Source organism: Streptomyces tubbatahanensis (assembly GCF_022699385.1).
Classification (GTDB): Bacteria; Actinomycetota; Actinomycetes; order Streptomycetales; family Streptomycetaceae; genus Streptomyces; species Streptomyces diacarni.
This window is the reverse complement of the sequence record NZ_CP093846.1, coordinates 4,021,266-4,042,659: the sequence shown is the minus strand read 5'-3', so window position 1 is coordinate 4,042,659 and position 21,394 is coordinate 4,021,266. Positions and strand designations below refer to the sequence as shown.

The 21,394-nt window shown below is 67.4% G+C and carries 19 protein-coding genes, 1 tRNA gene and 2 pseudogenes; 11 read left to right on the top strand and 11 right to left on the bottom strand.

The window, feature by feature from the left end; genetic code table 11:
• Positions 1–26 precede the first annotated feature (26 nt).
• Complete coding sequence (gene grpE / locus MMF93_RS17375) at positions 27–782, bottom strand: nucleotide exchange factor GrpE (RefSeq protein ID WP_242752664.1); 756 nt, start codon at positions 780–782, stop codon at positions 27–29.
• A complete protein-coding gene (gene dnaK / locus MMF93_RS17370) occupies positions 779–2,647 on the bottom strand; it encodes a molecular chaperone DnaK (protein ID WP_242752662.1) in 1,869 nt (622 codons plus the stop codon). The genes grpE and dnaK overlap by 4 nt, the downstream gene beginning before the upstream one ends.
• A gap of 363 nt (positions 2,648–3,010) precedes the next feature.
• Here dnaK and MMF93_RS17365 point away from each other — a divergent pair, with 363 nt between their 5' ends.
• The 3 genes from MMF93_RS17365 (at position 3,011) to MMF93_RS17355 (ending at position 7,422) form a co-directional block, all read left to right on the top strand.
• Complete coding sequence (locus tag MMF93_RS17365) at positions 3,011–5,332, top strand: (Fe-S)-binding protein (RefSeq protein WP_242752655.1); 2,322 nt, start codon at positions 3,011–3,013, stop codon at positions 5,330–5,332.
• A 522-nt stretch (positions 5,333–5,854) separates the two neighbouring features.
• Positions 5,855–6,259, top strand: coding sequence for an ATP-binding protein (locus MMF93_RS17360; protein ID WP_242752653.1), 405 nt, complete (start codon positions 5,855–5,857; stop codon positions 6,257–6,259).
• A 182-nt stretch (positions 6,260–6,441) separates the two neighbouring features.
• Positions 6,442–7,422, top strand: a complete 981-nt coding sequence (locus MMF93_RS17355; RefSeq protein WP_242752651.1) for a Yip1 family protein — start codon at positions 6,442–6,444, stop codon at positions 7,420–7,422.
• A gap of 173 nt (positions 7,423–7,595) precedes the next feature.
• Here the strand turns inward: MMF93_RS17355 and MMF93_RS17350 are convergent, their stop codons facing one another.
• The 3 genes from MMF93_RS17350 to dcd form a co-directional block, all read right to left on the bottom strand.
• Positions 7,596–9,131, bottom strand: a complete 1,536-nt coding sequence (locus tag MMF93_RS17350) for a ricin-type beta-trefoil lectin domain protein (protein ID WP_242752649.1) — start codon at positions 9,129–9,131, stop codon at positions 7,596–7,598.
• 245 nt (positions 9,132–9,376) lie between these two features.
• Positions 9,377–9,874: a phosphoribosyltransferase gene (locus tag MMF93_RS17345; RefSeq protein WP_242752647.1), complete on the bottom strand. Its 498-nt coding sequence runs from the start codon at positions 9,872–9,874 to the stop codon at positions 9,377–9,379.
• A 43-nt stretch (positions 9,875–9,917) separates the two neighbouring features.
• Complete coding sequence (dcd, locus tag MMF93_RS17340; RefSeq protein ID WP_242752645.1) at positions 9,918–10,493, bottom strand: dCTP deaminase; 576 nt, start codon at positions 10,491–10,493, stop codon at positions 9,918–9,920.
• Between the two features lie 597 nt (positions 10,494–11,090).
• Here dcd and MMF93_RS17335 point away from each other — a divergent pair.
• A tRNA-Gly gene (locus MMF93_RS17335) sits at positions 11,091–11,161 on the top strand.
• Between the two features lie 127 nt (positions 11,162–11,288).
• On the opposite strand, the pseudogene MMF93_RS33730 reads toward MMF93_RS17335, so the two are convergent.
• Together MMF93_RS33730 and MMF93_RS17325 are read right to left on the bottom strand one after the other, a co-directional pair.
• A pseudogene (locus MMF93_RS33730) lies at positions 11,289–11,532 on the bottom strand (tyrosine-type recombinase/integrase); the annotation flags it as partial.
• Positions 11,533–11,662: 130 nt separating this feature from the next.
• Complete coding sequence (locus tag MMF93_RS17325; RefSeq protein ID WP_242752644.1) at positions 11,663–12,451, bottom strand: GntR family transcriptional regulator; 789 nt, start codon at positions 12,449–12,451, stop codon at positions 11,663–11,665.
• Positions 12,452–12,565: 114 nt separating this feature from the next.
• Between MMF93_RS17325 and MMF93_RS17320 the strand changes: the two genes are divergently transcribed.
• From MMF93_RS17320 to MMF93_RS17300, 5 genes are all read left to right on the top strand, one after another.
• Entirely contained in the window at positions 12,566–12,973 is a 408-nt protein-coding gene (locus tag MMF93_RS17320; protein ID WP_242757624.1) for an NUDIX hydrolase, read from the top strand.
• A gap of 45 nt (positions 12,974–13,018) precedes the next feature.
• The gene (locus tag MMF93_RS17315; protein ID WP_242752643.1) at positions 13,019–13,492 is read left to right on the top strand and encodes an ATP-binding protein; all 474 of its coding nucleotides are present in this window, start codon (positions 13,019–13,021) and stop codon (positions 13,490–13,492) included.
• A complete protein-coding gene (locus tag MMF93_RS17310) occupies positions 13,489–13,809 on the top strand; it encodes a hypothetical protein (RefSeq protein ID WP_242752642.1) in 321 nt (106 codons plus the stop codon). The genes MMF93_RS17315 and MMF93_RS17310 overlap by 4 nt, the downstream gene beginning before the upstream one ends.
• Before the next feature lie 475 nt (positions 13,810–14,284).
• Complete coding sequence (locus MMF93_RS17305) at positions 14,285–15,388, top strand: DUF262 domain-containing protein (RefSeq protein WP_242752641.1); 1,104 nt, start codon at positions 14,285–14,287, stop codon at positions 15,386–15,388.
• Between the two features lie 14 nt (positions 15,389–15,402).
• Complete coding sequence (locus MMF93_RS17300; RefSeq protein ID WP_242752635.1) at positions 15,403–16,041, top strand: MAE_28990/MAE_18760 family HEPN-like nuclease; 639 nt, start codon at positions 15,403–15,405, stop codon at positions 16,039–16,041.
• 445 nt (positions 16,042–16,486) lie between these two features.
• Here MMF93_RS17300 and MMF93_RS33725 read toward each other — a convergent pair.
• Both MMF93_RS33725 and MMF93_RS17290 read right to left on the bottom strand, forming a co-directional pair.
• Positions 16,487–16,783 (bottom strand): annotated as a pseudogene (locus MMF93_RS33725) (hypothetical protein); the annotation flags it as partial.
• A 424-nt stretch (positions 16,784–17,207) separates the two neighbouring features.
• Entirely contained in the window at positions 17,208–17,876 is a 669-nt protein-coding gene (locus MMF93_RS17290; protein ID WP_242752634.1) for a sugar phosphate isomerase family, read from the bottom strand.
• A gap of 656 nt (positions 17,877–18,532) precedes the next feature.
• On the opposite strand from MMF93_RS17290, the gene MMF93_RS17285 reads away from it, so the two are divergent.
• Positions 18,533–18,883 carry a hypothetical protein gene (locus tag MMF93_RS17285; protein ID WP_242752633.1) on the top strand — a complete coding sequence of 117 codons (351 nt, stop codon included), beginning with the start codon at positions 18,533–18,535 and terminating at the stop codon, positions 18,881–18,883.
• A gap of 368 nt (positions 18,884–19,251) precedes the next feature.
• Here the strand turns inward: MMF93_RS17285 and arsB are convergent, their stop codons facing one another.
• Complete coding sequence (gene arsB / locus MMF93_RS17280) at positions 19,252–20,412, bottom strand: ACR3 family arsenite efflux transporter (protein ID WP_274709473.1); 1,161 nt, start codon at positions 20,410–20,412, stop codon at positions 19,252–19,254.
• Entirely contained in the window at positions 20,409–20,801 is a 393-nt protein-coding gene (locus MMF93_RS17275; RefSeq protein WP_242752626.1) for an ArsR/SmtB family transcription factor, read from the bottom strand. The genes arsB and MMF93_RS17275 overlap by 4 nt, the downstream gene beginning before the upstream one ends.
• An 80-nt stretch (positions 20,802–20,881) precedes the next feature.
• Here MMF93_RS17275 and MMF93_RS17270 point away from each other — a divergent pair, with 80 nt between their 5' ends.
• A complete protein-coding gene (locus MMF93_RS17270) occupies positions 20,882–21,358 on the top strand; it encodes an ArsI/CadI family heavy metal resistance metalloenzyme (protein ID WP_242752624.1) in 477 nt (158 codons plus the stop codon).
• Positions 21,359–21,394 lie beyond the last annotated feature (36 nt).

Genomic DNA, 21,394 nt, shown 5'->3' with positions numbered 1-21,394 from the left:
CTCGACGTCCCTCCTCCCGTCCGCGGTCAGCCCTCTTCCGGGCCACCGGTCTCCTCTTCTGCTGCCGAGGCGTCGGCTCCGCCCTCGCTCTTGCCGCCTGTGCCGGCCGCGGCACCCGGCTGCGGCTCGGCGACGCCGACCCGTGCGGGACGGATGGTCCGCTCGCCGATCCGATACCCGGGCTGGAGGATCTGCACGCACGTCGTCTCCGTGACATCCGGAGAGTAGGAGTGCATCAGCGCCTCGTGCACCGTCGGGTCGAAGGGCTCGCCCTCCTTGCCGAACTGCATCAGGCCCATCTTGGCGGCGACCATCTCCAGCGACTCGGCGACCGACTTGAAGCCGCCGACCAGCTCGCCGTGGTCCCTCGCCCGGCCGATGTCGTCGAGCACCGGCAGCAGCTCGGTCAGCAGGTTCGCGACGGCGATCTCCTTGACCGCGGCCCGGTCCCGGTCGACCCTGCGGCGGTAGTTCTGGAACTCCGCCTGGAGCCGCTGGAGGTCCTGGGTTCGCTCGCCCAGCGCCTTACGGGCCGCCTCCAGCTCGCTGCCGCCGCCCTCGGTGGCGCCTTCGGCGCCCTGCTCCTCGGTGGCGTCCTCGGGCTTGGACATGTCCTGCGCGCTCACATCGCCCTCTGCGTTCTCAAGGGTCTGGGCGTCCCCGGCCGCCGGCCCGGGGGCCGCCTCCTGCTCGGAGGCGGCCCCGGCTGCTGTCTGCTCGCCGGCGTCGGCGGGGACGTCGGGCGTCGGCTTCTTGCCGGCGCCCGCGGTCTCCTCCGTCACGCCGCACCGCCCTTGGGCTTCTGCTCGTCGTCGACGATCTCGGCGTCCACGACGTCATCCTCGGCGCCGCCCTCGGGCTTGCCCGCGTCCGCCGCGCCGGCACCCGCCTCGGAGCCGCCGGCCTGGGCCTGCTGCGCGTCGGCGTACAGCGCCTGGCCCAGCTTCTGGCTGGTGGCCGCGACCTTCTCGGACGCCTCGCGGATGGCCGCGGTGTCCTCTCCCTTGAGCTTCTCCTTCAGGTCGGTGAGGGAGGTCTCGACCTCCGACTTGGTGTCGGCGGGGACCTTCTCCTCGTTGTCCTGGAGGAACTTCTCAGTGGTGTAGACCAGCTGCTCGGCCTGGTTGCGGGTCTCGGCGGCCTCGCGGCGCTTGTGGTCCTCCTCCGCGTACTGCTCGGCCTCGCGCATCATGCGCTCGATGTCGTCCTTCGGCAGGCTGGACCCGCCGGTGACCTGCATCTTCTGCTCCTTGCCCGTCCCCAGGTCCTTCGCCGAGACGTGCATGATGCCGTTCGCGTCGATGTCGAAGGTGACCTCGATCTGCGGCACGTTGCGCGGCGCCGGCGGCAGCCCCGTCAGCTCGAACATGCCCAGCTTCTTGTTGTACGCCGCGATCTCCCGCTCGCCCTGGAAGACCTGGATCTGCACCGACGGCTGGTTGTCCTCGGCCGTCGTGAAGGTCTCCGAGCGCTTCGTCGGAATCGTGGTGTTCCGCTCGATCAGCTTGGTCATGATGCCGCCCTTGGTCTCGATACCGAGCGACAGCGGCGTCACGTCCAGCAGCAGGACGTCCTTGACCTCACCTTTGAGCACACCCGCCTGGAGGCTGGCACCGATGGCCACGACCTCGTCCGGGTTCACGCTCTTGTTGGCGTCCTTGCCGCCGGTCAGGTCCTTCACCAGCTCCGCGACGGCCGGCATCCGGGTGGAGCCACCGACGAGGACGACGTGGTCGATCTGGCTGAGCTGGATGCCCGCGTCCTTGATCACGTTGTGGAACGGCGTCTTGCAGCGCTCCAGCAGGTCCTGGGTCAGCTGCTGGAACTGGGCGCGCGTCAGCTTCTCGTCCAGGTGCAGCGGGCCCTCGGCGGACGCCGTGATGTAGGGCAGGTTGATCGTCGTCTCGGTGGACGAGGACAGCTCGATCTTCGCCTTCTCCGCGGCCTCGCGGAGGCGCTGGAGAGCCATCTTGTCCTTGGACAGGTCCACGCCGTGCCCGGACTGGAACTGCTTGACCAGGTAGTCGACGACGCGCTGGTCCCAGTCGTCACCACCGAGCTGGTTGTCACCGTTGGTGGCCTTCACCTCGACGACGCCGTCGCCGATCTCCAGCAGCGAGACGTCGAACGTACCGCCACCGAGGTCGAAGACCAGGATCGTCTGGTCCTCCTTCTCCAGGCCGTACGCGAGCGCGGCGGCGGTCGGCTCGTTGACGATCCGCAGCACGTTGAGGCCGGCGATCTCGCCGGCCTCCTTGGTGGACTGGCGCTCCGCGTCGTTGAAGTACGCCGGCACGGTGATGACGGCGTCCGCGACCTTCTCGCCCAGGTAGGACTCGGCGTCCCGCTTCAGCTTCTGCAGCACGAACGCGCTGATCTGCTGCGGGTTGAAGTCCTTCTCGTCGATCCCGACCTTCCAGTCGGTGCCCATGTGGCGCTTGACCGACCGGATCGTCCGGTCGACGTTGGTGACGGCCTGGCGCTTGGCCACCTCACCGACGAGGACCTCGCCGTTCTTCGCGAAGGCCACGACGGACGGCGTGGTCCTGGCGCCCTCGGCATTGGTGATGACGGTGGGCTCACCGCCCTCGAGAACACTGACGACGGAGTTCGTCGTACCCAGGTCGATGCCGACCGCACGTGCCATTTCGGTTTCCTCCAGCTGTCTGCTGACTTTCGTCTTGAGTGAAGCTGGCTCAAGAGTGCCTCACGGAAGCCGACGCGTCAACAAGCCTGAGTCGAGCAGACTCAATGCTTGTGCTTACGGTGCGCGCATGGCCGACTGCGGGAGAGGTGCGCGGGGGCGCGGGGGCGCGGGGGCGCGGTGGGGCAGGTGCGGGGCGCGAGGCGGACCCGCGGAAACGGGCGGAAGGCCGGGGTACGGCAGCCCTGCAAGGGCGACGCAAATCACCGGGACACGCGGTGCGGCAAGCCGCGGCGAGTGGGTAGTCTCATACGGACTGGATAAGTTACTGCTTAGTAAAAAACCTCCGTGCTCCGAGGAGCCGATATGCAACTCGCCGCCATCGTCATCACGCTGGTCCTCAGCGCGGTCGGCGTTGCGCTCATCGCCCGCGCCGTCGCGCAGATCTACCGCTTCGTCAAGCTCGGACAGCCACTCCCCGCGGGCACGCGCAAGGACAGTCCCAAGCAGCGAACGGCCACCCTCGCCAAGGAGTTCCTCGGGCACACGAGGATGAACCGGTGGGGCGTGGTGGGCGTCGCCCACTGGTTCGTGGCGATCGGCTTCCTCACCCTCCCGCCGACGATCATCAACGCCTACGGCCAGCTCTTCCAGGCCGACTGGACGCTGCCGGTGATCGGCGGCTGGCTGCCGTACGAGATGTACATCGAGTTCATCGGCGCCGCGACCACCGTCGGCATCGCCGTCCTGATGGTGATCCGGCTGCTGAGCCTGCCCTCCCGCGCCGGCCGCAAGTCCCGCTTCGCCGGCTCGAAGGCCTGGCAGGCCTACTTCGTCGAGTACGTCATCTTCGTCATCGGCCTGGCCATCCTCGTGCTCCGCGGCCTGGAGGGCGCGCTGCACCACGTGGACGGCTACGAGCCGGCGTACTTCGTCTCGTACCCGCTGGTCGCCGCGTTCGACGGGCTGGACGTCAGCACTCTCCAGACGCTCGTCTACCTGTGGGCACTGATCAAGCTCGGCACCACCATGATCTGGATGATCACGGTCAGCCTGAACACCAACATGGGCGTGGCCTGGCACCGGTTCCTGGCCTTCTTCAACATCTGGTTCAAGCGCGACGCGCAGGGCGGCACGGCCCTGGGCGCCCTCCAGCCGATGATGTCAGGCGGCAAGGAGATCGACTTCGAGACCGCCCTGGACGACGACAACGAGGAAGAGGTCCGCTTCGGCGCCTCCCAGGTCGAGGACTTCTCCTGGAAGGGCATCCTCGACTTCTCCACCTGCACCGAGTGCGGCCGCTGCCAGTCGCAGTGCCCCGCCTGGAACACCGGCAAGCCGCTCTCCCCGAAGCTTTTGATCATGTCGCTGCGCGACCACGCGCACGCCAAGGCCCCCTACCTGCTGGCCGGCGGCGGCAAGACGATGGAGGGCGAGGAGAAGGCCACCGACGAGCAGCTCGCCGGCGTCCCGCGCTCCGCCCTCGACGAGGCCGAGCGCCCGCTGGTCGGCACCGCCGAAGAGAACGGCGTCATCGACCCGGACGTCCTGTGGTCCTGCACCACCTGCGGCGCCTGCGTCGAGCAGTGCCCCGTCGACATCGAGCACGTCGACCACATCGTCGACATGCGCCGCTACCAGGTGATGATCGAGTCCGCGTTCCCCTCCGAGGCCGGGACGATGCTCAAGAACCTGGAGAAGAAGGGCAACCCCTGGGGCCTGGCCAAGAAGCAGCGCCTGGAGTGGACCAAGGAGGTCGACTTCGAGGTGCCCATCGTCGGCAAGACGGTCGAGGACCTCACCGAGGTCGAGTACCTGTACTGGGTCGGCTGCGCCGGCGCCCTGGAGGACCGCGCCAAGAAGACCACCAAGGCCTTCGCCGAGCTGCTGCACATCGCGGGCGTCAAGTTCGCGATCATGGGCGGCGACGAGAAGTGCACCGGCGACTCGGCCCGCCGCCTGGGCAACGAGTTCCTCTTTCAGCAGCTGGGCGAGGAGAACGTCGCCAACCTCAACGCGGCCTTCGGTGAGGACGCGGACGAGGGCGTCACCGTGGAGACGTCGAAGAAGAAGATCGTCGCCACCTGCCCGCACTGCTTCAACACGCTCTCCAAGGAGTACCCGCAGCTGGGCGGCCATTACGAGGTCATCCACCACACCCAGCTGCTCCAGCACCTCATCGACGAGGGCAAGCTCGTGCCCGTCATCCCCGTCGAGGGGCTGATCACCTACCACGACCCGTGCTACCTGGGCCGCCACAACAAGGTCTACACGCCTCCGCGCGAGATCATCGGGCGCGTGCCGGGCCTGCGGAACGAGGAGATGCACCGGCACAAGGAGCGCGGCTTCTGCTGCGGCGCGGGCGGTGCGCGCATGTGGATGGAGGAGCGCATCGGCAAGCGCATCAACAACGAGCGCGTGGACGAGGCGCTGTCCCTGAACCCGGACATCATCTCCACGGCCTGCCCGTTCTGCCTCGTCATGCTCACCGACTCCGTCAACGGCAAGAAGGGCGCGGCCGAGGACGGCTCCGCCGCGGGCGGCAAGGCCAAGGAGAACCTCCAGGTCGTCGACGTGGCCCAGCTCCTGCTCGACTCCGTCAGGACGCCGCCGACCGACCCGCCAGCCGACGACGGCGAGACGGCTGCCGACCCGGACCCGGAGCCCGAACCGGAACCCGCGAAGTAGCAGGCGGTCGGTACGGGGGCCGCGACCGGTCCCCGTACCGACCGCCCGGCGACCCGGCGTCGCCCTCCCGGCTGCCGATGGCCGGTCCCGTGCCCACGGGACCGGCCATTGCGCGTTTTCCGGCAAGTCGTGGTCAAATGCGATCAGTTACCGCACCACACGAGCCAAACCGCTGTCGCGGTATACCCATAGCCGCGTGCCGGGCCTAGCCTCGCCTCAACGCGCACGCACGTGGCGCGGCGGTACGCGGTAGCACGCGCGGGCGCGCTCGCGGAGCGGACCGGAACGCGAGGAGGAACACCAGGTGGCGGACCGCGAGGCCCCGGAACGCAGGGCCGAGGACGGGCCTCACGAGCGTCATGGGCGGCGCGCTTCTCACGGGCGCCGCGGGCTTCGCGAGCGCCGCGGGCTTCGCGAGCGCCGCGGGCTTCGCGAGCGCCGTGGACTTCGCGGGTTTCGCGGGCGCCGCGGGCGGTGCCGCCGGGAAGACCGGGCGGGCCGCTGTCGGAAGGAGGGGGGCGCATGCTGAGTCCCGAACTCCTGTGCCGGCTCCGCTTCACCCTCCGCACCCTGCCGCGGCTCCGGGCCGAGGTGGAGGCGTGCGCGGCCTCCGCGGGGCTCGGCGAGCCGCGCCGCGGCGAGTTCGTGGTCGCGGTCGACGCCGTCGCCACCAACGCCGTCGAACACGCGGGCGGCGGCGGCCGCCTCGTCCTGCGCAATCTGGGCAACGAGCTGGAGTGCGAGGTCGCCGACTCGGGACCGGGGTTCACCGAGGACGTCATCCCCGAACTGCTCCCCGGCCTCGACGGCGCCCCCAGCGGCCGCGGGCTGTGGCTGGCCAAACTGGTGACCGACCGGCTCACCGTGGCCGACGCGGCAGACCACGGCTCCGTCGTCACCTTCGCCGTCAAGCTCCCCGAGGGCTGAGCATCCCCTCCGGCTCCGCCCCGGGGTGGGCCCGGCTCCGCCCCTGGTGGGCCCGGCTCCGCCCCGGGGTGTACCTGGCACCACCGGGTCCCCCTAGGGGATGTCACAGCTCAGCAGCGATGTCCGGCCATCTCACCCGGCTGTGGCGCACGCGGTCGGCGTGAGAGGGTACGTTCGAGAACGTGGCTGGATTCAGGAGCGGACGCGGCCGGGGCTCCCGGGACGCGCAGCAGCATGGGCAGTACCCGCAGCACCCCCCGGGTCCGCCGTACCCGCAACAGGGTCACGGCCCCGGCGCCGGTGCGGGACCGGGCGCCTGGCAGGGCGGCGGCCCAGGACACGGCGAGCCCGAGTACTTCGGCGACCCGCAGCCCCCGCGCCCCTACCCGCAGCACGGGGCACCGTACGGCGCCCCCGCGGGCCCCGGCGGCCCCGGCGCGCCGCAGGGGTGGCACGGGCAGGACCCGCGCGCCAACAACCCGGGTCACACCCAGTCCTTCAGTATCCGCGAACCGTACGGCCCCGAGGGCGCCGCGGGCCCCGACCCCCAGGGCGGCCCCGGCGGCTACTACGGCGACGGCGCCACCTACCACGCGGGCAACTCCCCCGCCCCGCCGGCCGGACCCCGGCTGCACTGGAAGGATCTGCTGGCCGGGATCGTCACGCGCCCCCACGCCACGTTCTGGCAGATGCGCGACTACCCGGTGTGGGGCCCCGCGCTGATCGTCACCTTCGTCTACGGGCTGCTCGCGGTCTTCGGCCTCGACCAGGCCCGCGAGGACGTCATCAACACGACGATCGGGCAGGCCATCCCGTACGTGCTGACGACCGGCGTCGCCGTCGTCATCGCCGGGCTCATCCTCGGCGCCGTCACCCACACGCTGGCCCGCCAGTTCGGCGGGGACGGCGCGTGGCAGCCCACCGTCGGGCTCGCCATGCTGATCATGTCGCTCACGGACGCGCCCCGGCTGCTGTTCGCCCTCTTCCTGGGCGGGACGGCGCCCGTGGTCCAGGTCATCGGATGGGCGACCTGGGTGCTCGCCGGGTTCCTTTTCACCTCGATGGTGAGCCGCTCGCACGACCTCCCCTGGCCCCGCGCCTTGGGCGCCAGCGCCATCCAGCTCCTCGCCCTGCTCTTCCTGATCAAGCTGGGCACGCTGTAAGCGGCCAGGCGGCGCGCGCCGAGAAGGGGCGCCGCCGCCTGACCGCACGGTTCAGCGTCGTTCAGCTACCGCGTGGTTCAGCTGTCACGTGATTCAGCTACCGCGTGGTTCAGCTGTCACGTGGTTCAGCTGTCACGTGGTTCAGCTGTCACGTGGTTCGGCTCTCGCGTGATTCAGCTGGAGAAACGCTGAGCCGCCGAGCCGTCGCAGGGCGCGAGCTCCGCACGGTCCTCCAGCCCCGCCAGCGTCACGCACAGCCCGGTGTCGGAGGCGGGCCGCAGCGTCGCACCGTCCCGCACGAACCGCTGGGCGGCGGCGTCGGAACAGTTGCCGAGCTCCAGCCCGGCCCCGTCCCGGGCCTCGCCCTCGCTCTGCACGCACCGGTCGTGGGTCTGCCCCGCGTACAGGGACTCGCCCTCCGCGTCGTACCACCACAGCTGGTTGCGCTGGCCCGGCTTGCAGGACCAGCCGCGTACGTCGGTGCCCACGGCGCTCTGGCCGCCGTCCGCGTCGAGGCAGGTGCCGGTGTCCTCGTTGCGCAGCCGCTCGAAGGCGTCGTCCCAGGCCAGCTCGTACAGCCGGGGCTTCCCCGCGCCCCGCGGGTCGGCGCAGGAGGCTTCACGGGCACCCTGCCGACCGGCCTGGTACATCTTCGTGAAGCACGTGGCGAAGGCGCCGTGGCCTCGCTCGTTCGGGTGGAAGGACTGCCGGACCGAGTTGGCGTCCGGCGGGATCGGGTTGGACAGGTCCACGTACAGGCCGCGCGCCCAGGTGTTCTCCATGCACACCTCGTGCCCGTGGAAGAGCCGGGAGGCGTCCAGGTAGCTCGCCCCGGTGCGCTGGGCGGCCTCGCGGATGCCCTTCTCGAACTTGGGCACCGCCGTGTTGCGGCCCCAGGCGGCGTCGCTGGTGTATCCGACGCAGCCGCCGATCAGCTTGCCGGGGAAGTCCGGATTATCCTTGACGTCGGGGCCGATCGGGCTGGGGTAGCCCATGACGACGAGCTGGTAGTCGTCGTCGGCGTACCCCGCCTCGCGCATCACCGTCCGCAGGTCCTCGATCGTGCCCTCGACCTTGGGCACGAGCCCGTCGACCCTGGCGTCCCAGCCGGCGTCGTACTTGGGTTCGCACCGGCCCTGGAGCGTCAGGTAGCGCGTGACGCAGTCCGTCATCACCGGCCCGAACTGGAGATCGTCGTTGGCGCCGACGACCAGCTCGATCTGCTTGAGCCGCGTGTTGCGGGCCTTGATGGCGAGGCTGTCGCTCTGCACCAGCTCATCGGGGTACTGCTTGGTGCCGCCGATCCGGATGTTCTCGGTGCTCGCGCCCGAGCAGGCGACGTTGTACGAGACGTCCACGTCGATGCCCGTACGGTGCACGGCCGAATCCGGCGACCTGTGACACCAGTTGTCGGGCCCGTCGGTCCCCGGCTCGTACGTGCCCACGCCCTCGCCGGAGATCTCACTGTCCCCGAGCGAGATCACACCGGCCTTGCGCTCGTCCAACGGCGGAGCCTCCGGACTGCCGTAGAGCTCCTGCGCCTCCTTCGCCCGGATCTCCTCCAGCTCCGGCGGCAACGGCGTACCAGCCGCCTTCGCCGCCACCTTCGCGTCTCCCCCACTCACGGGCGCGGCCGCCGCCGCACCCGCCCCTCCGAGCACCACGACCAGAGCCGCCGCGAGCGCTGTCGCGGGTCTCACACGAGCCATGAGCGCGGGTCTCACACGAGCCATGAGGTGGTCTCCCTACGGCCGGCAACTTGTTGTTACCAGCGGTTCTTACCGGCTGGTACCCGAAAAGGGAACCACCCGTGCAGGGATCACTACGCAGCGCGCAAACGTCCTCGTCCCGACGCACGGGACGAGGACGCGATGCCGGTACGGGTCTGCGCCGGTACAAGTACCTGCGCCCGCACCTGTACGACTCGGGGGGGGTGCCGTTCGACCCACCACTCTCAGGCGTCGAGGACCTGCCCATCCCGGTGGACGACCGGGGGCTCGACGGACCACGGGAAGTTGATCCACTGATCGGTGCGCTTCCAGACGTAGTCGCACTTCACCAGCGACTGCGACTTCTCGTAGATCACCGCGCTGCGCGCCTCGGCCACGTGCTCCGCGCAGAAGTCCTGCACCAGCTTGAGGGTCTTCCCGGTGTCGGCCACGTCGTCAGCGATCAGCACCTTCTTACGGCTCAGATCGACGATGTTGGGAACAGGCGGCAACATCACCGGCATAGCGAGCGTTTCGCCCACACCGGTATAGAACTCGACATTCATCACATGGAGATTCTTCACATCGAGCGCGTAGCCGAGCCCACCCGCCACGAAGAGACCGCCACGGGCGATGGAGAGGATGATGTCGGGCTCGTACCCGTCGTCGGCCACGCTCTGCGCCAGCTCCCGGATGGCCTGCCCGAAGAGGCTGTACGTCAGGTTCTCGCGCTCGTCACTCACAGGAATCTCTCTTGCTCCGCTTGCTCGCTGTCGGGCCCGGCGCTCAGACGTGGGTCCGGTGGAAGTTCTGGTACGAACGGGAGGGCGTGGGCCCGCGCTGGTTCTGATAGCGGGAGCCGTACTGCGGCGACCCGTACGGGAACTCGGCCGGGGACGTCAGCCGGAACATGCACAGCTGGCCGATCTTCATCCCCGGCCACAGCTTCATGGGGAGCGTCGCCACGTTCGACAGCTCCAGCGTCACGTGCCCGGAGAAGCCCGGGTCGATGAACCCGGCGGTCGAGTGCGTGAGCAGACCGAGCCGGCCCAGCGAGCTCTTCCCCTCCAGCCGCGAGGCGACATCGTCGGGAAGCGAGATCACCTCGTACGTGGACGCCAGCACGAACTCCCCGGGGTGCAGGATGAACGGCTCGTCCCCCTCGGCCTCGATCGCACGCGTGAGATCACGCTGCTCGACGGCCGGGTCGATGTGCGGATAGCGGTGGTTCTCGAACACCCGGAAGAAGCGGTCCAGCCGCACATCGATACTGGACGGCTGCACCATGGCCGGATCGTAGGGATCGATCCGCACCCGGCCGGCATCGATCTCGGCCCGGATGTCCTTGTCTGAGAGAAGCACGGCCCGAGACTACGCGCACGAGTCGGGGCCGGCCCAATCGGACCGGCCCCGATGGCGCCGGGCACCTCACTCCCGCCTCAGCTGCCGGCTCCCGTGCGCGTCACTCAGGTGACCCACGTGACTCACGTGCGGGGGACGGCGGCCGGGGCCGGCCACATCCGGCCACATCCGGCCACCGTCAGACACTCATCGGTCAGCCGCTCATCCTTTGCGCTGCCGGCCCACGGGAACCGCCTGCCGCAGCCGCCCGCAGCGCGGGCAGCGCAACAGCCGCCCAGGGCCGATCCGGGAGGATCCAAGATGCTGCATCGGGAACGTCGAGGTGCTGAACACATGGCCCTCGGCACACCGGACGACGGTGGTTTCCATCGCTTCCCTCTCCCCAGTTACGTGGATGCGTGGACGACAAAAGCCACGTTAGGGGATGAGTCCGACGCCCTCACCGTCGGCACTCCGCCACCACCGTACGCCCCTCAACTCCCTTGCCGGGGGCATGGACAACGGCTGCACTCCAGCAAAAAGGCCCAGGCCATATGCGGCCCGGGCCTCCCATGCGGTACAGTGTCTCGCGAAGAGCCAACCCCTCATCGGTTCCTCGCGGGCGTAGTTTAATGGTAGAACATGAGCTTCCCAAGCTCAGAGCGCGGGTTCGATTCCCGTCGCCCGCTCAGAGACGAAGACCCAGGTCAGCGACCTGGGTCTTGTTTGTTGTCTGTACCGGTCCAGACAGCTTGCACCAGTGCGCGCCAGAAGGCGGTTCGCCGTCGTCGGGAGCGCTGGTGGTGGCCTTCTGCTCTCGGCACACACCAGCTTGTCCAGCCCGGCGGCCACCTCCGTCTGACGGTCGTCGTCGGAATGCGGGTAGATCAGCGCGGCCCGCTCGACGACTGACCGGCTCGAACACCATCGCGTCCTTGAGCGTTGCCCCGGAGCGAGTGGGGAGGGTGTGCCCGGCGTACCGAAGGTTGCAGAACCGGAAGTCCTCCGGAAACCCCGCCTTCTGCCGCGCCCGCCGCCGCTTACGCCCGAACAATGATTTGCCCCAGCCGTGCTGGGATACCGGAACCTCTGCCGCACCACCTCTGCGACTCATCTATACGCGTATGCCTCTCGGTGTGTACGAGTCCGCGAGAAACGACCCAGCGCCGTCATCACGGGCCTGACATGCCCTAGTTGGCGGGGAGTTGGTAGGCGAGGACGTAGGCGTCAGCGGCCATGACGGTGTCGCAGACCTCGACCGCGCGTCCCTCGGTGTCGTAGGCAGTGCGGATCAGGCTGATCACGGGGACGCCGGAGGAGAGGCGGAGCATCTTGACCTCGGCCGGGGAAGGCATCCGGGCGCGGACCTCTTCGTCGAAGTGGTCCAGGCGGTGCCCCAGCTCTTCAAGCCGGGCGTAGATGCCGCCGGGCCCGGGGTTGGGTTCGGCGATCTGCGTACCGCGTGCCAAATCCAGGGGCAGATACGAGACGGCGAACTCGACCGGTCGACCGTCCAACAGATAGCGCCGCCGCCGGGCGAGGACTTTGCGGGCCGAGCCGAGCCGCGCGGAGGTGTCCGGGGTGGGCTTCTCTTCCCGTACTTCCAGGCTGTCCACCTCGGGCTTGCTTCCCGCGGCTTCCACCTCCACCGTGAACGCCGACTTCCCCTGATCACGATGACGGCGCGCGAACCGGTCGGAGGCCAGCCGCCGCACTGGGGGCCGTGGTCGGACGAAGACGCCCTTGCCGTGTTCGGACGAGACCAGACCTTCACTCTGGAGGATCGAGAGTGCGTTGCGGACGGTCATCCGGGATACGCCGAAGTGCTCGACCAGTTCCGATTCGGAGGGCAGCTTGGCGCCTTCCTTGAAGCGGCCCTTGTCAATGGCTTCCCGGATCTGGTCGGCGATCTGTCGGAAGACCGCTCGGTCGCTGGTGGGGTCCAGTGCCCCGAGAATGCCGGAGGGAAGAGCCGCCATGGCGTGTACTCCTTTAGATATCTAGACGAGATGCTGAGTACCGTTGTTACGGTGGAGAAGCCTAGCCATCTGAGGGGACCGAGGAACGTGAGCACGGTAGAGCGCCCCCACTCCGTGAGCGTCGCAGGGGTCATCGTTGACGACTCGGGCCGAGCACTGCTCGTCCAGCGCCGCGACAACGGCCAGTGGGAGCCGCCCGGCGGCGTCCTGGAACCCGGGGAGACCATCCCGGACGCGCTTCAGCGCGAGGTCCTCGAAGAAACGGGCATGAAGATCGCCCTTCCGGCGACCCTCACGGGCATCTACAAGAACATGACCGGCCTCATCGTCTCCATGGTCTTCCGCTGCGAAGCGGCCGACGGCTCCCCGACCACCGGGGACGAGACTTACGCGCTTCGCTGGGCCACCCGCGAAGAGGTCACCCAGCTCGCCGACGAGGCGTACGCGGTCCGTGTCCTGGACGCGCTCGATGGGGCATCCCCGCCGGCCATCCGGGCGCACGACGGCGTGCGACTCATCTAGAACACTTCCACTACCCATAGCGGCCACCAGCATGGAGGAGCTTGTATGCACGAGTATATGAGTGACTGGCGGATCTGGGAACTCACCTGCCCAGGACTCCCCGAAGAGATCGGCCGAGCCCGCCGCTGGACCCGTGACGTCCTACGCGACAGCCCGCACGCCGACGACGCCGCACTGATCGTGAGCGAACTGGGCTCGAACGCACTCGTCCACTCGGCCAGCGGCAGCCCGAACGGGAGCTTCCACGTCTCCCTGCACCGATCACCCGGCACAGTCGTCCTGGCGGTCACCGACACCGGCGGAGGCGCAACGAAGCCCCACGTCGCGACACCGGACGAGGACGACACCCACGGCCGCGGCCTGGGCCTGGTCGCAGCACTGGCCAACTGCGTACGCGTCACCGGAGACGACTACGGCCGAACGGTCACCGTCGAGATCAGCGACCAGCACCAGGCGCCGGCCAGGCCCTCAGCGCGAGGGGTCCGCGTAGGTCTGCCCGCCCCGAGGTCGATGGCATGAGTGAGCGACCGCAGCCGCCGGTGCGGATCTACTACTGCGAGTGCTACGTCAACGAACGCCGCATCGGCACCTACGACGCCTACAGCCCACGCGAAGCCCTGCGGTGGATGCGCATCAGCCTCATGATGATCGCAACCACCCTGGACGAAGCGCCCTACCGCCGAGCCCGCACATGGCTCGACCACGGCCAACCAGCAGCAGCCCACGACCTCGAACAGGGCAAGCCCCACACCCTCACACTCAAGCAACGCACCACACAGGCAACTTGGACAGTCAGCCCGATACCATGCCCACCAGCGCACGAAGCGCGTGCGTAACACGTTTCTCTACGACTTCAAGGCGGCCCGCTGACGCGGCCCGCGCGCGGCCCGGCGGGATCGCGCCGCCGCTCCTGTCTCCGCCCCGCTCCGGCACGCCCCCACCACCCCGCGCGATAACGGCCGCGGCCACCTGGAGTCAAAGACTGATGGCTCCGGCGGGGCGCTCAGGCTCCGGGATGGACGAGGCGTCGTTCGCGGGTGCGAGCTGATGACGGTGTGAGAGTCGACGGCCGACGGAACTGGTGAGCGTGGTGGGTGGGGGGCGCGGTGGTGCACTGGCGTTCCGGGTGTAGCCACGAAGCGGGACTTCCTCGCTTCCCCTTCAGCGATACAAACGGCAAGGCCCTCCCCACTTCAACCCCTCGGGGGGCCACAACAGCAGACCGACTGCCGAGCCCCCTGTGAACGGGCTGAGCAAGGGGATGATGGAGAAGGCCCGTGAACCATCCGTGTGGGCTGCTAATCTCCCGGTATGACGCTTGAAGGTGAGATCGAGCAGTACCGCCGCAGGATCGCAACGGATTCGTATCCGATGTCTATCGGCGAGCTGGCTAACCTTTACAGGGACGGCGAGATTGACATTCACCCCGAGTTTCAAAGGATTTTCCGCTGGAGTCCCGAACAGAGTAGTCGGCTAATCGAAAGCATTCTCCTCGGAATCCCACTCCCGAGCATGTTTGTTGCTCAAAATGAAAAAGGCGTCTGGGATGTAGTAGATGGCGTTCAGCGCATGTCCACGATTTTTCAGTTTATGGGCATCCTTAAAGATGAAGAAGGGGATCTCCATCCCCCTCTAGTCTGCACTAAGCCTCCGTTCTTGACTCAACTAGAGGGCTGTTCATTCGAAGACCGTGAAGGCACCCAGAGAAGTCTTACTTCCGCACAACGGATTGACTTCAAGCGTGCACGCGTCGACGTAAAAATCATCAAGCGCGAGAGCGACAACCGAACAAAGTACGACCTGTTTCAGAGACTGAATTCTTTCGGCTCTATGGCAACTCCGCAAGAGTTGCGAAACTGCCTGCTTGTGAGCCTCAGCAACAAGCACTACAAGTGGCTGGTGGATATTTCACGATACCAGAAATTTGTGAGCGTGGTTGACCTACCAGAAAGGCTGATCAATGAGCGCTATCATATGGAGCTTGCTCTAAGGTTCGTACTTCTGCGGAAAATCCCTCAGAAAAATCTGACCACTGTGGGAAACATCGGAGACTTCCTAACCGCTGAGATCGTTTCTTTTGTTGAATACAGCGATGAGCGTCTTAGTGAAGAGAGTCAAGCCTTCAGGGCCACCTTCCAAGCCCTGTACGGGGCCGGCGGGCCCGACATCTTGAGGCGCTTCAACTCTGCGCGCAACCGATCCGAAGGGCCCTTCTCTCTGACGGCATTTGAGGCGATTGCTCTAGGACTGGGATTCCATCTGCCTGGCGAGGCGCCAGGACCTGATGAGATTCGAGAGAAGCGAGAAACCCTCTGGTCAGATGCCCAATTCAGCGCTGGACACGCTACCGGCATTCGCGCCGATCAGCGAATGAAGTCCACGATCCCATTCGGACGCCAACTCTTTTCCAGCTAGCGCCGGGGGAGCACGTGGATCTGGAAAAATTCAACGACAAGGTGCAGCGAGACCTGTCTCTGCGCAAGGTTGAACTGTCAAGATTCTCGGTTCTATTCCAAGAAGGAACGGACCAACCCCACCAGGACCTCCTGCACCGTGCAGCAGTGATCCTCTCATATGCCCACTGGGAGGGCTTCGTGAAGTCCGGGAGCTCATTTTACGTAAAACACATAAATGCTTGTCAATTGCCTGTAGAGAGACTCAAGTACCCTTTGCAAGCAGCCTACGTCGCTTCGCGGTTTAAGCAGGCATCGGCAAGTTCCAAAAATCACTTTCTTGGCGACTTGCTTGATTGTATCGACACCGACAGAAAGAAAACCTTCTCGGCAAACCCCAACAACTGCTTCGATACTGAAAGTAATCTTTCCTCGATTGCATTCAAGGCGCTCGTACAGGGACTCGGACTCGATTATTTGGGTGAATACGAAACACGAAGTGCTTTCATTGACGAAAAACTGCTTCACGGAAGAAATAAAGTAGCACATGGGGAACTTGTCAGGTTCGATCGCCAAGATGCAGAAGAACGCTTGGACTCTGTCCGGTATCTTCTCGACCTGTTTTCGGATCAGCTATTAAATGCGGCTCGTGACCAGTGCTATCTGTCACAGTAAACCCGCGCGATCGTGGCATCAAAAATATTTGCCGTGGGGTTTTTGTGTCTTCATGCTTCTCGGCTGAGCTTAGTGACCGGTACCGCGAACCACACGCGCACCTGATCGTTCGGCGCTCCCGCCGTCGTGGCGGGCTGTCTGTGGCTGAGGTCCATGCGGAGGCCGTTGCGGTACAGCAGCGAAGTACAGCAACCTCGGCGATCGTCGGTGTTCAACACCGCCTCTCCCACACCCGCAGCAGCCGGTATGCCCCTCACCGATCCACCCGCCTCCAGCTTGTAGACAGCAGGTGCGCGCCTGTCAGTCCCGCACCAGAACCGCACCAGAACCCCCGGTGATCACCGGTCAACAGCGGTCACCGAGCCCACCAACCGCTCCCCACCGAACCCGCCATCCGCCCAGCTCACGAGCCCAACAGCCCCCACCAGCCCTCTGATTCCCAAGCTCAGAGCGCGGGTTCGATTCCCGTCGCCCGCTCCACGACGAAGACCCAGGTCAGCGTCCTGGGTCTTGTTTGTTGTCGGGGGGCGGTTACGTGTCCCCTGCCCGCTGCGTGCCCGATGGCGGAGCCGCCCTGCTCGTCGGTGCGTGCCCGACGAGCCTGTACGCAGGCGTCGATGCCGTCGGCTACCTCGCGCTGCCGGTCGTCGTTCGAGTGCTGGTATCGCAGCGCCGCCTTCTCGGAGGACTGGCCGGCTCGGACCATCGTGTCCATGAGGTTGGCGCCCGACAGCGTCGAGAGTGCTACGTCAACAAGCGCCGCATCGGCGCCTACGACGTCTACGGCCCACGCGAAGCCCTGCGATGGACGCGCCTCAGCCTCATGACGAACGCCACCACCCTGGACAAAGCGCCCTACAGACGAGCCCGCACATGGCTCGGCCACAAGCAACCCACGGCCTCGAACAGAGCAGACTGCAACCCGCTGCCCCGGCGGGGGAGCTCGGACGGCTTCATCCGACCCGGCCCGGTCATCGATGGACGCCGTCAGCACCGGCACGACATGCGCATGAGACCGACAAGGCCCGTGGCGCGGCGCCCGGTCTCGTCGCGGTCCGCGGGCCGGTTCCGCCATCGCAAAGTGACCGGCCGGCGGCTTCGCGGAGCGGGACCGGAGCGGGATCGATCACCTGGGGCTCGGGCCCGCGTTCAAACGGAGACGTGGTTCATCGGCTGAGACTTGTCTGGCGCACGACCCGGGGTGTGGGCACGTGGCCATCTCGGAGAACCGAGGCTTCTACAAGCACCGCGACATCGGCGGTCAGGGAACGACTGGCACCGTTCTCGGCCAACCAACGAGCTGCGGCCACTGTGCCATAGGTTGACCAACCGCCGATCAACACGACGCGCTTGTTCGAGTTGAGGGGGTTCGAGGCTCGGACGATGTAGCCGCAATCACGTGTGACCTCGCCGTCCGCCGCATCTCCCGTGTAAGTCGTGCCCTCCCAGGTGATCGCTCCTCCGCCCAGCCGGAACGGCAACGCCTCCGCCATGGCCTCCAGGATGCGGCGGGCTGCCTCGTTGTTCTTCGGTCCGCCCAAGATGAGCAGGTCGTGCTCCATCTCGCCGCCCGGCAAGTGTGCCGACAAGCGCACCTTCTCCAAGTCGAGGTCCCGGTAAGCGTGGGTGAGTGAGGGGACGATCACGGACAGCGCCCGGACCTGTCCCAGACCAGCTACGGGTCGCTGGTAACGGCCGGTGTCGATATAGGCCGTGTCCAGAACGATGGAGAGATCGCCTGCGCTCAGGTAGCGCCATGTTCGACGCGCGGGCAGCCGCTTGAGCACGAACCAGCGCACCAGAGTCCCGATACCGGTGAGCGCCGCAGCAACCACTGCACTGAGAATCTGCGAGCCCACAGCCCCCGCAACAACATCGATGGCGATCTCCCCCCTCTGCGCGTCCAGAGACCCTACGCTTGCCGCGTCGCCTGAGTCCCCGCTATCGCTACCCGGTACGACAAGACCGTCACCAGCGATGAAGCCGCAGTCTGCCTGGCTCCACACCTGCTCTGAACAAGATCCCTTGCATGGCGAACCCCAGGCCGGATCAGAAGGCTTCTGACATCCACACCGGACATCAACAGCGCCGGACGGAGGCGTACACCGGCATCTCTGTCCGGCCGTCGCACCAGTCACCGCAGCAGCCGGAGCGAGCCGGATCGGGCTTCTGCTGCGGGACTCACCGCCGCGCCCGATGCGTGCCCGGCACGTCGGTAAGCAACGGCCACCAGCGGGTGTCAGCACGAGGGGCCCCGGGGTTCTGCCAATGCGTTGCCGCTGGTCGCACGCGGGTCAGTGAAACCACGCGTATGAGTGGCCAGGGCGGGCAGGGCCACGGCTGCATGCCAGCCGACGGCGATCACTGGCGTGGGCACATGGTGGAACACATCCGGGTCATAAGTCCGTTAGGGGGACATTGCGCGTAGGACGAACGGGACAGGGCATCGCTGGCCTTGACCAGATCGCTCTCCACGAGAGGTCCCTTTCCGATGTTCCTTCGTTCTGCCACCGCGGCCATCGGTGCCGCGGCCAGCGCTCTCGTTCTCGTCATGGCCCTGCCGGGCTCGGCCTCGGCCGCGACCGGCCAGTTCCGCTACACGTACACCACCGAGGAGGGATACGAGGCCGTCGGCTTCCTGAACCGTCCGGACAGCGGCAAGTGCATCGACCTCCCCGCGCCGGGGTCCGCTCCCGGCTCCGCTTCCAGGGCACCGAAGAACCGCACGGACGCCACCGCCACGGTCTTCGTCAACGCCGGCTGTGAAGGCGCCTACTACGTCCTGCCGCCTGGAAAGGGCGCGGGTGACCGTCTGCAACTGCGCTCGGTCGTCTTCTCCTGACCTCGGGCACTCTCGAACGCAGGCTGCGCTTCCGAACACAGAGCGCTGACCTTCCCGGTCGGCAACCGTCCCCTGGCGGGCGGGGTGCCCACCACCGACTGGTCACCGAGCCGGAGGCGCCTGAAGCGAAAGGCGTAGGTGGCGTCGCCCTCGTCGATGCCGAGTTGGCAGCTCGTCAGTACCTGTTCGGCGTGTTCGGGGCCACGGACACGACGCGTACGCCCGCAGCGGTCGTCATGTCCGGGCCACGGGCCACGGGCCACGGGCCTCGACGCCGAGTGGGGCCGGCAGGCCGCGGATGCGCCGTCGTGGACGCAGCACACCAATCGTGGACGCACACGAACAGCACCGACGGCTTCGCGTGAGGCTCAGACACGGGCGGGGCTCTCCTTCCCGGCGGCCGGAGTTCCGTCGTCCGGCTGGGGGAAGTGGCGGCGGGCGGCCAGGGCGACGTGGACGAGGCCGATGAGGACGGGGACCTCGATGAGGGGGCCGACGACTCCCGCGAGGGCCTGGCCGCTGGTGGCGCCGAAGGTGGCGATGGCGACCGCGATGGCCAGCTCGAAGTTGTTCCCCGCCGCGGTGAAGGCCAGTGTCGTCGCTTTCGGGTAGTCCAGACCGACCGCGCGCCCCAGGGCCATCGACCCGGCCCACATGAGCGCGAAGTACACCAGCAGGGGCAGGGCGATCCGGGCGACGTCCAGCGGTGTGGAGGTGATCGCCTCGCCCTGGAGGGCGAAGAGGACGACGATGGTGAACAGCAGCCCGTACAAGGCGAACGGACCGATGCGGGGGACCAGCTCGGCCTCGTACCAGGCGCGTCCCCTGATCTTCTCGCCCAGGCGTCGGGTGGCATATCCGGTGAGCAGCGGGAGGCCGAGGAAGATCAGCACGCTGCGGGCGATCTCCCACACCGACACCTCCAGCGCCGTCTGCGGCAGGCCGAGCCAGCCGGGGAGGACGGAGAGGTAGAACCAGCCCAGCGCGGAGAACGCGATCACTTGGAAGACGCTGTTGAGCGCGACGAGGACGGCGGCGGCCTCGCGGTTTCCGCAGGCCAGGTCGTTCCAGATGATGACCATGGCGATGCAGCGGGCTAGCCCCACGATGATCAGCCCAGTGCGGTACTCGGGCAGGTCCGGCAGGAAGACCCACGCGAGGGCGAACATCACCGCCGGGCCGAGTACCCAGTTCAGCAACAGGGAGGGGAGCAGGAGCCGGCGGTCCCGGGTGACGGTCTCCAACCGGTCGTAGCGGACCTTGGCCAGGACCGGGTACATCATCACCAGCAGTCCCAGCGCGATCGGCAGCGAGACACCCGCGACGGTCACCTTGGCCAGTGCGTCTCCCATACCGGGCACGAGGCGCCCCAGGCCCAGACCGGCCGCCATCGCGCCCAGGATCCACGCCGCCAGCCACCGGTCGAGGAACGACAACTTCCCGGCCACCGGCCCCGCGGCGGACGTCTCGGCGGGTCCGTCAATGGACCCCTCGGCGGATCCGTCAGCGGAACCCTCGGCGGCAGTCATGAGCCGGCCTCGGCGCGCTCCGGGAGCGGGGTGCCCGAAGGGCGGGTGAGGATGCCGGCCAGGCGATCGGTCATCTCGGGGATCAGCCAGTAGTACACCCACGTACCGCGCCGCTCGCAGTCGATGAGCCCGGCCTGCCGCAGCAGCTTGAGGTGGTGGGACACGGTCGGCTGGGACAGGTCGAAGTGCGGCGTCAGGTCGCACACGCACACCTCACCGCCCGCGCGCGAAGCGATCATCGACAGCAGGCGCAGCCGGATCGGGTCGCCCAGCGCCTTGAACACCTTCGCCAGCTCCGTGGCCTGGTCCTCGGCCAGCGGGGCGGTCAGCAGCGCCGGGCAACATCCTTCGACGTCCTGGCCGAGCACCCCGAGCTCTTGATTCGACATGCTTCTATGTTGACGTTCTTCGATCCGAGGCGCAAGCTCTTCATTGGCATCCGTCGATACAGCCTGTTCGGGAGGGCCCCATGTCACGTCTCCAGCTCGCACTGAACGTCCCCGACCTGGAAGGATCGGTGGCCTTCTACTCCAAGCTCTTCGGCGTCGAACCGGCCAAGCGCCGCCCTGGCTACGCCAACTTCGCCCTCGCCGAGCCACCGCTGAAGCTGGTCCTCATCGAGGGCGAGGCCGGCCAGGACACCCGTCTGGACCACCTGGGCGTCGAGGTCGAGCACACCGAGCAGGTCACCAGCGCCACGGGCAGGTTGCGGGAGGCCGGACTGGCCACCTTCGAGGAGAACGACACCACCTGCTGCTACGCCCTCCAGGACAAGGTCTGGGTCCACGGCCCCGGCCGCGAACCCTGGGAGGTGTACGTCGTCAAGGCCGACGCCGACGCCGACGCCTGCGGCGGTGACGGTGATCGTGACGGCGACAGCGCCGTCTGCGAGGCTCCCCGGGAAGGCGACGAGGGCGGTGAGGGCGGGCTGGCGGCGGTGGTATAGCCGGATTCCCGCGGCCGCGTCTCCGGCTGTGGGTCC

Bases quoted from the DNA above. Each gene is read 5' to 3' on its own strand.
- dnaK (WP_242752662.1), bottom strand. From the start codon at position 2,647: ATGGCACGTGCGGTCGGCATCGACCTGGGTACGACGAACTCCGTCGTC.
- MMF93_RS17365 (WP_242752655.1), top strand. From the start codon at position 3,011: ATGCAACTCGCCGCCATCGTCATCACGCTGGTCCTCAGCGCGGTCGGC.
- MMF93_RS17360 (WP_242752653.1), top strand. From the start codon at position 5,855: ATGCTGAGTCCCGAACTCCTGTGCCGGCTCCGCTTCACCCTCCGCACC.
- MMF93_RS17350 (WP_242752649.1), bottom strand. From the start codon at position 9,131: ATGGCTCGTGTGAGACCCGCGACAGCGCTCGCGGCGGCTCTGGTCGTG.
- MMF93_RS17325 (WP_242752644.1), bottom strand. From the start codon at position 12,451: ATGGCGGCTCTTCCCTCCGGCATTCTCGGGGCACTGGACCCCACCAGC.
- MMF93_RS17315 (WP_242752643.1), top strand. From the start codon at position 13,019: ATGCACGAGTATATGAGTGACTGGCGGATCTGGGAACTCACCTGCCCA.
- MMF93_RS17310 (WP_242752642.1), top strand. From the start codon at position 13,489: ATGAGTGAGCGACCGCAGCCGCCGGTGCGGATCTACTACTGCGAGTGC.
- MMF93_RS17305 (WP_242752641.1), top strand. From the start codon at position 14,285: ATGACGCTTGAAGGTGAGATCGAGCAGTACCGCCGCAGGATCGCAACG.
- MMF93_RS17285 (WP_242752633.1), top strand. From the start codon at position 18,533: ATGTTCCTTCGTTCTGCCACCGCGGCCATCGGTGCCGCGGCCAGCGCT.
- arsB (WP_274709473.1), bottom strand. From the start codon at position 20,412: ATGACTGCCGCCGAGGGTTCCGCTGACGGATCCGCCGAGGGGTCCATT.
- MMF93_RS17275 (WP_242752626.1), bottom strand. From the start codon at position 20,801: ATGTCGAATCAAGAGCTCGGGGTGCTCGGCCAGGACGTCGAAGGATGT.
- MMF93_RS17270 (WP_242752624.1), top strand. From the start codon at position 20,882: ATGTCACGTCTCCAGCTCGCACTGAACGTCCCCGACCTGGAAGGATCG.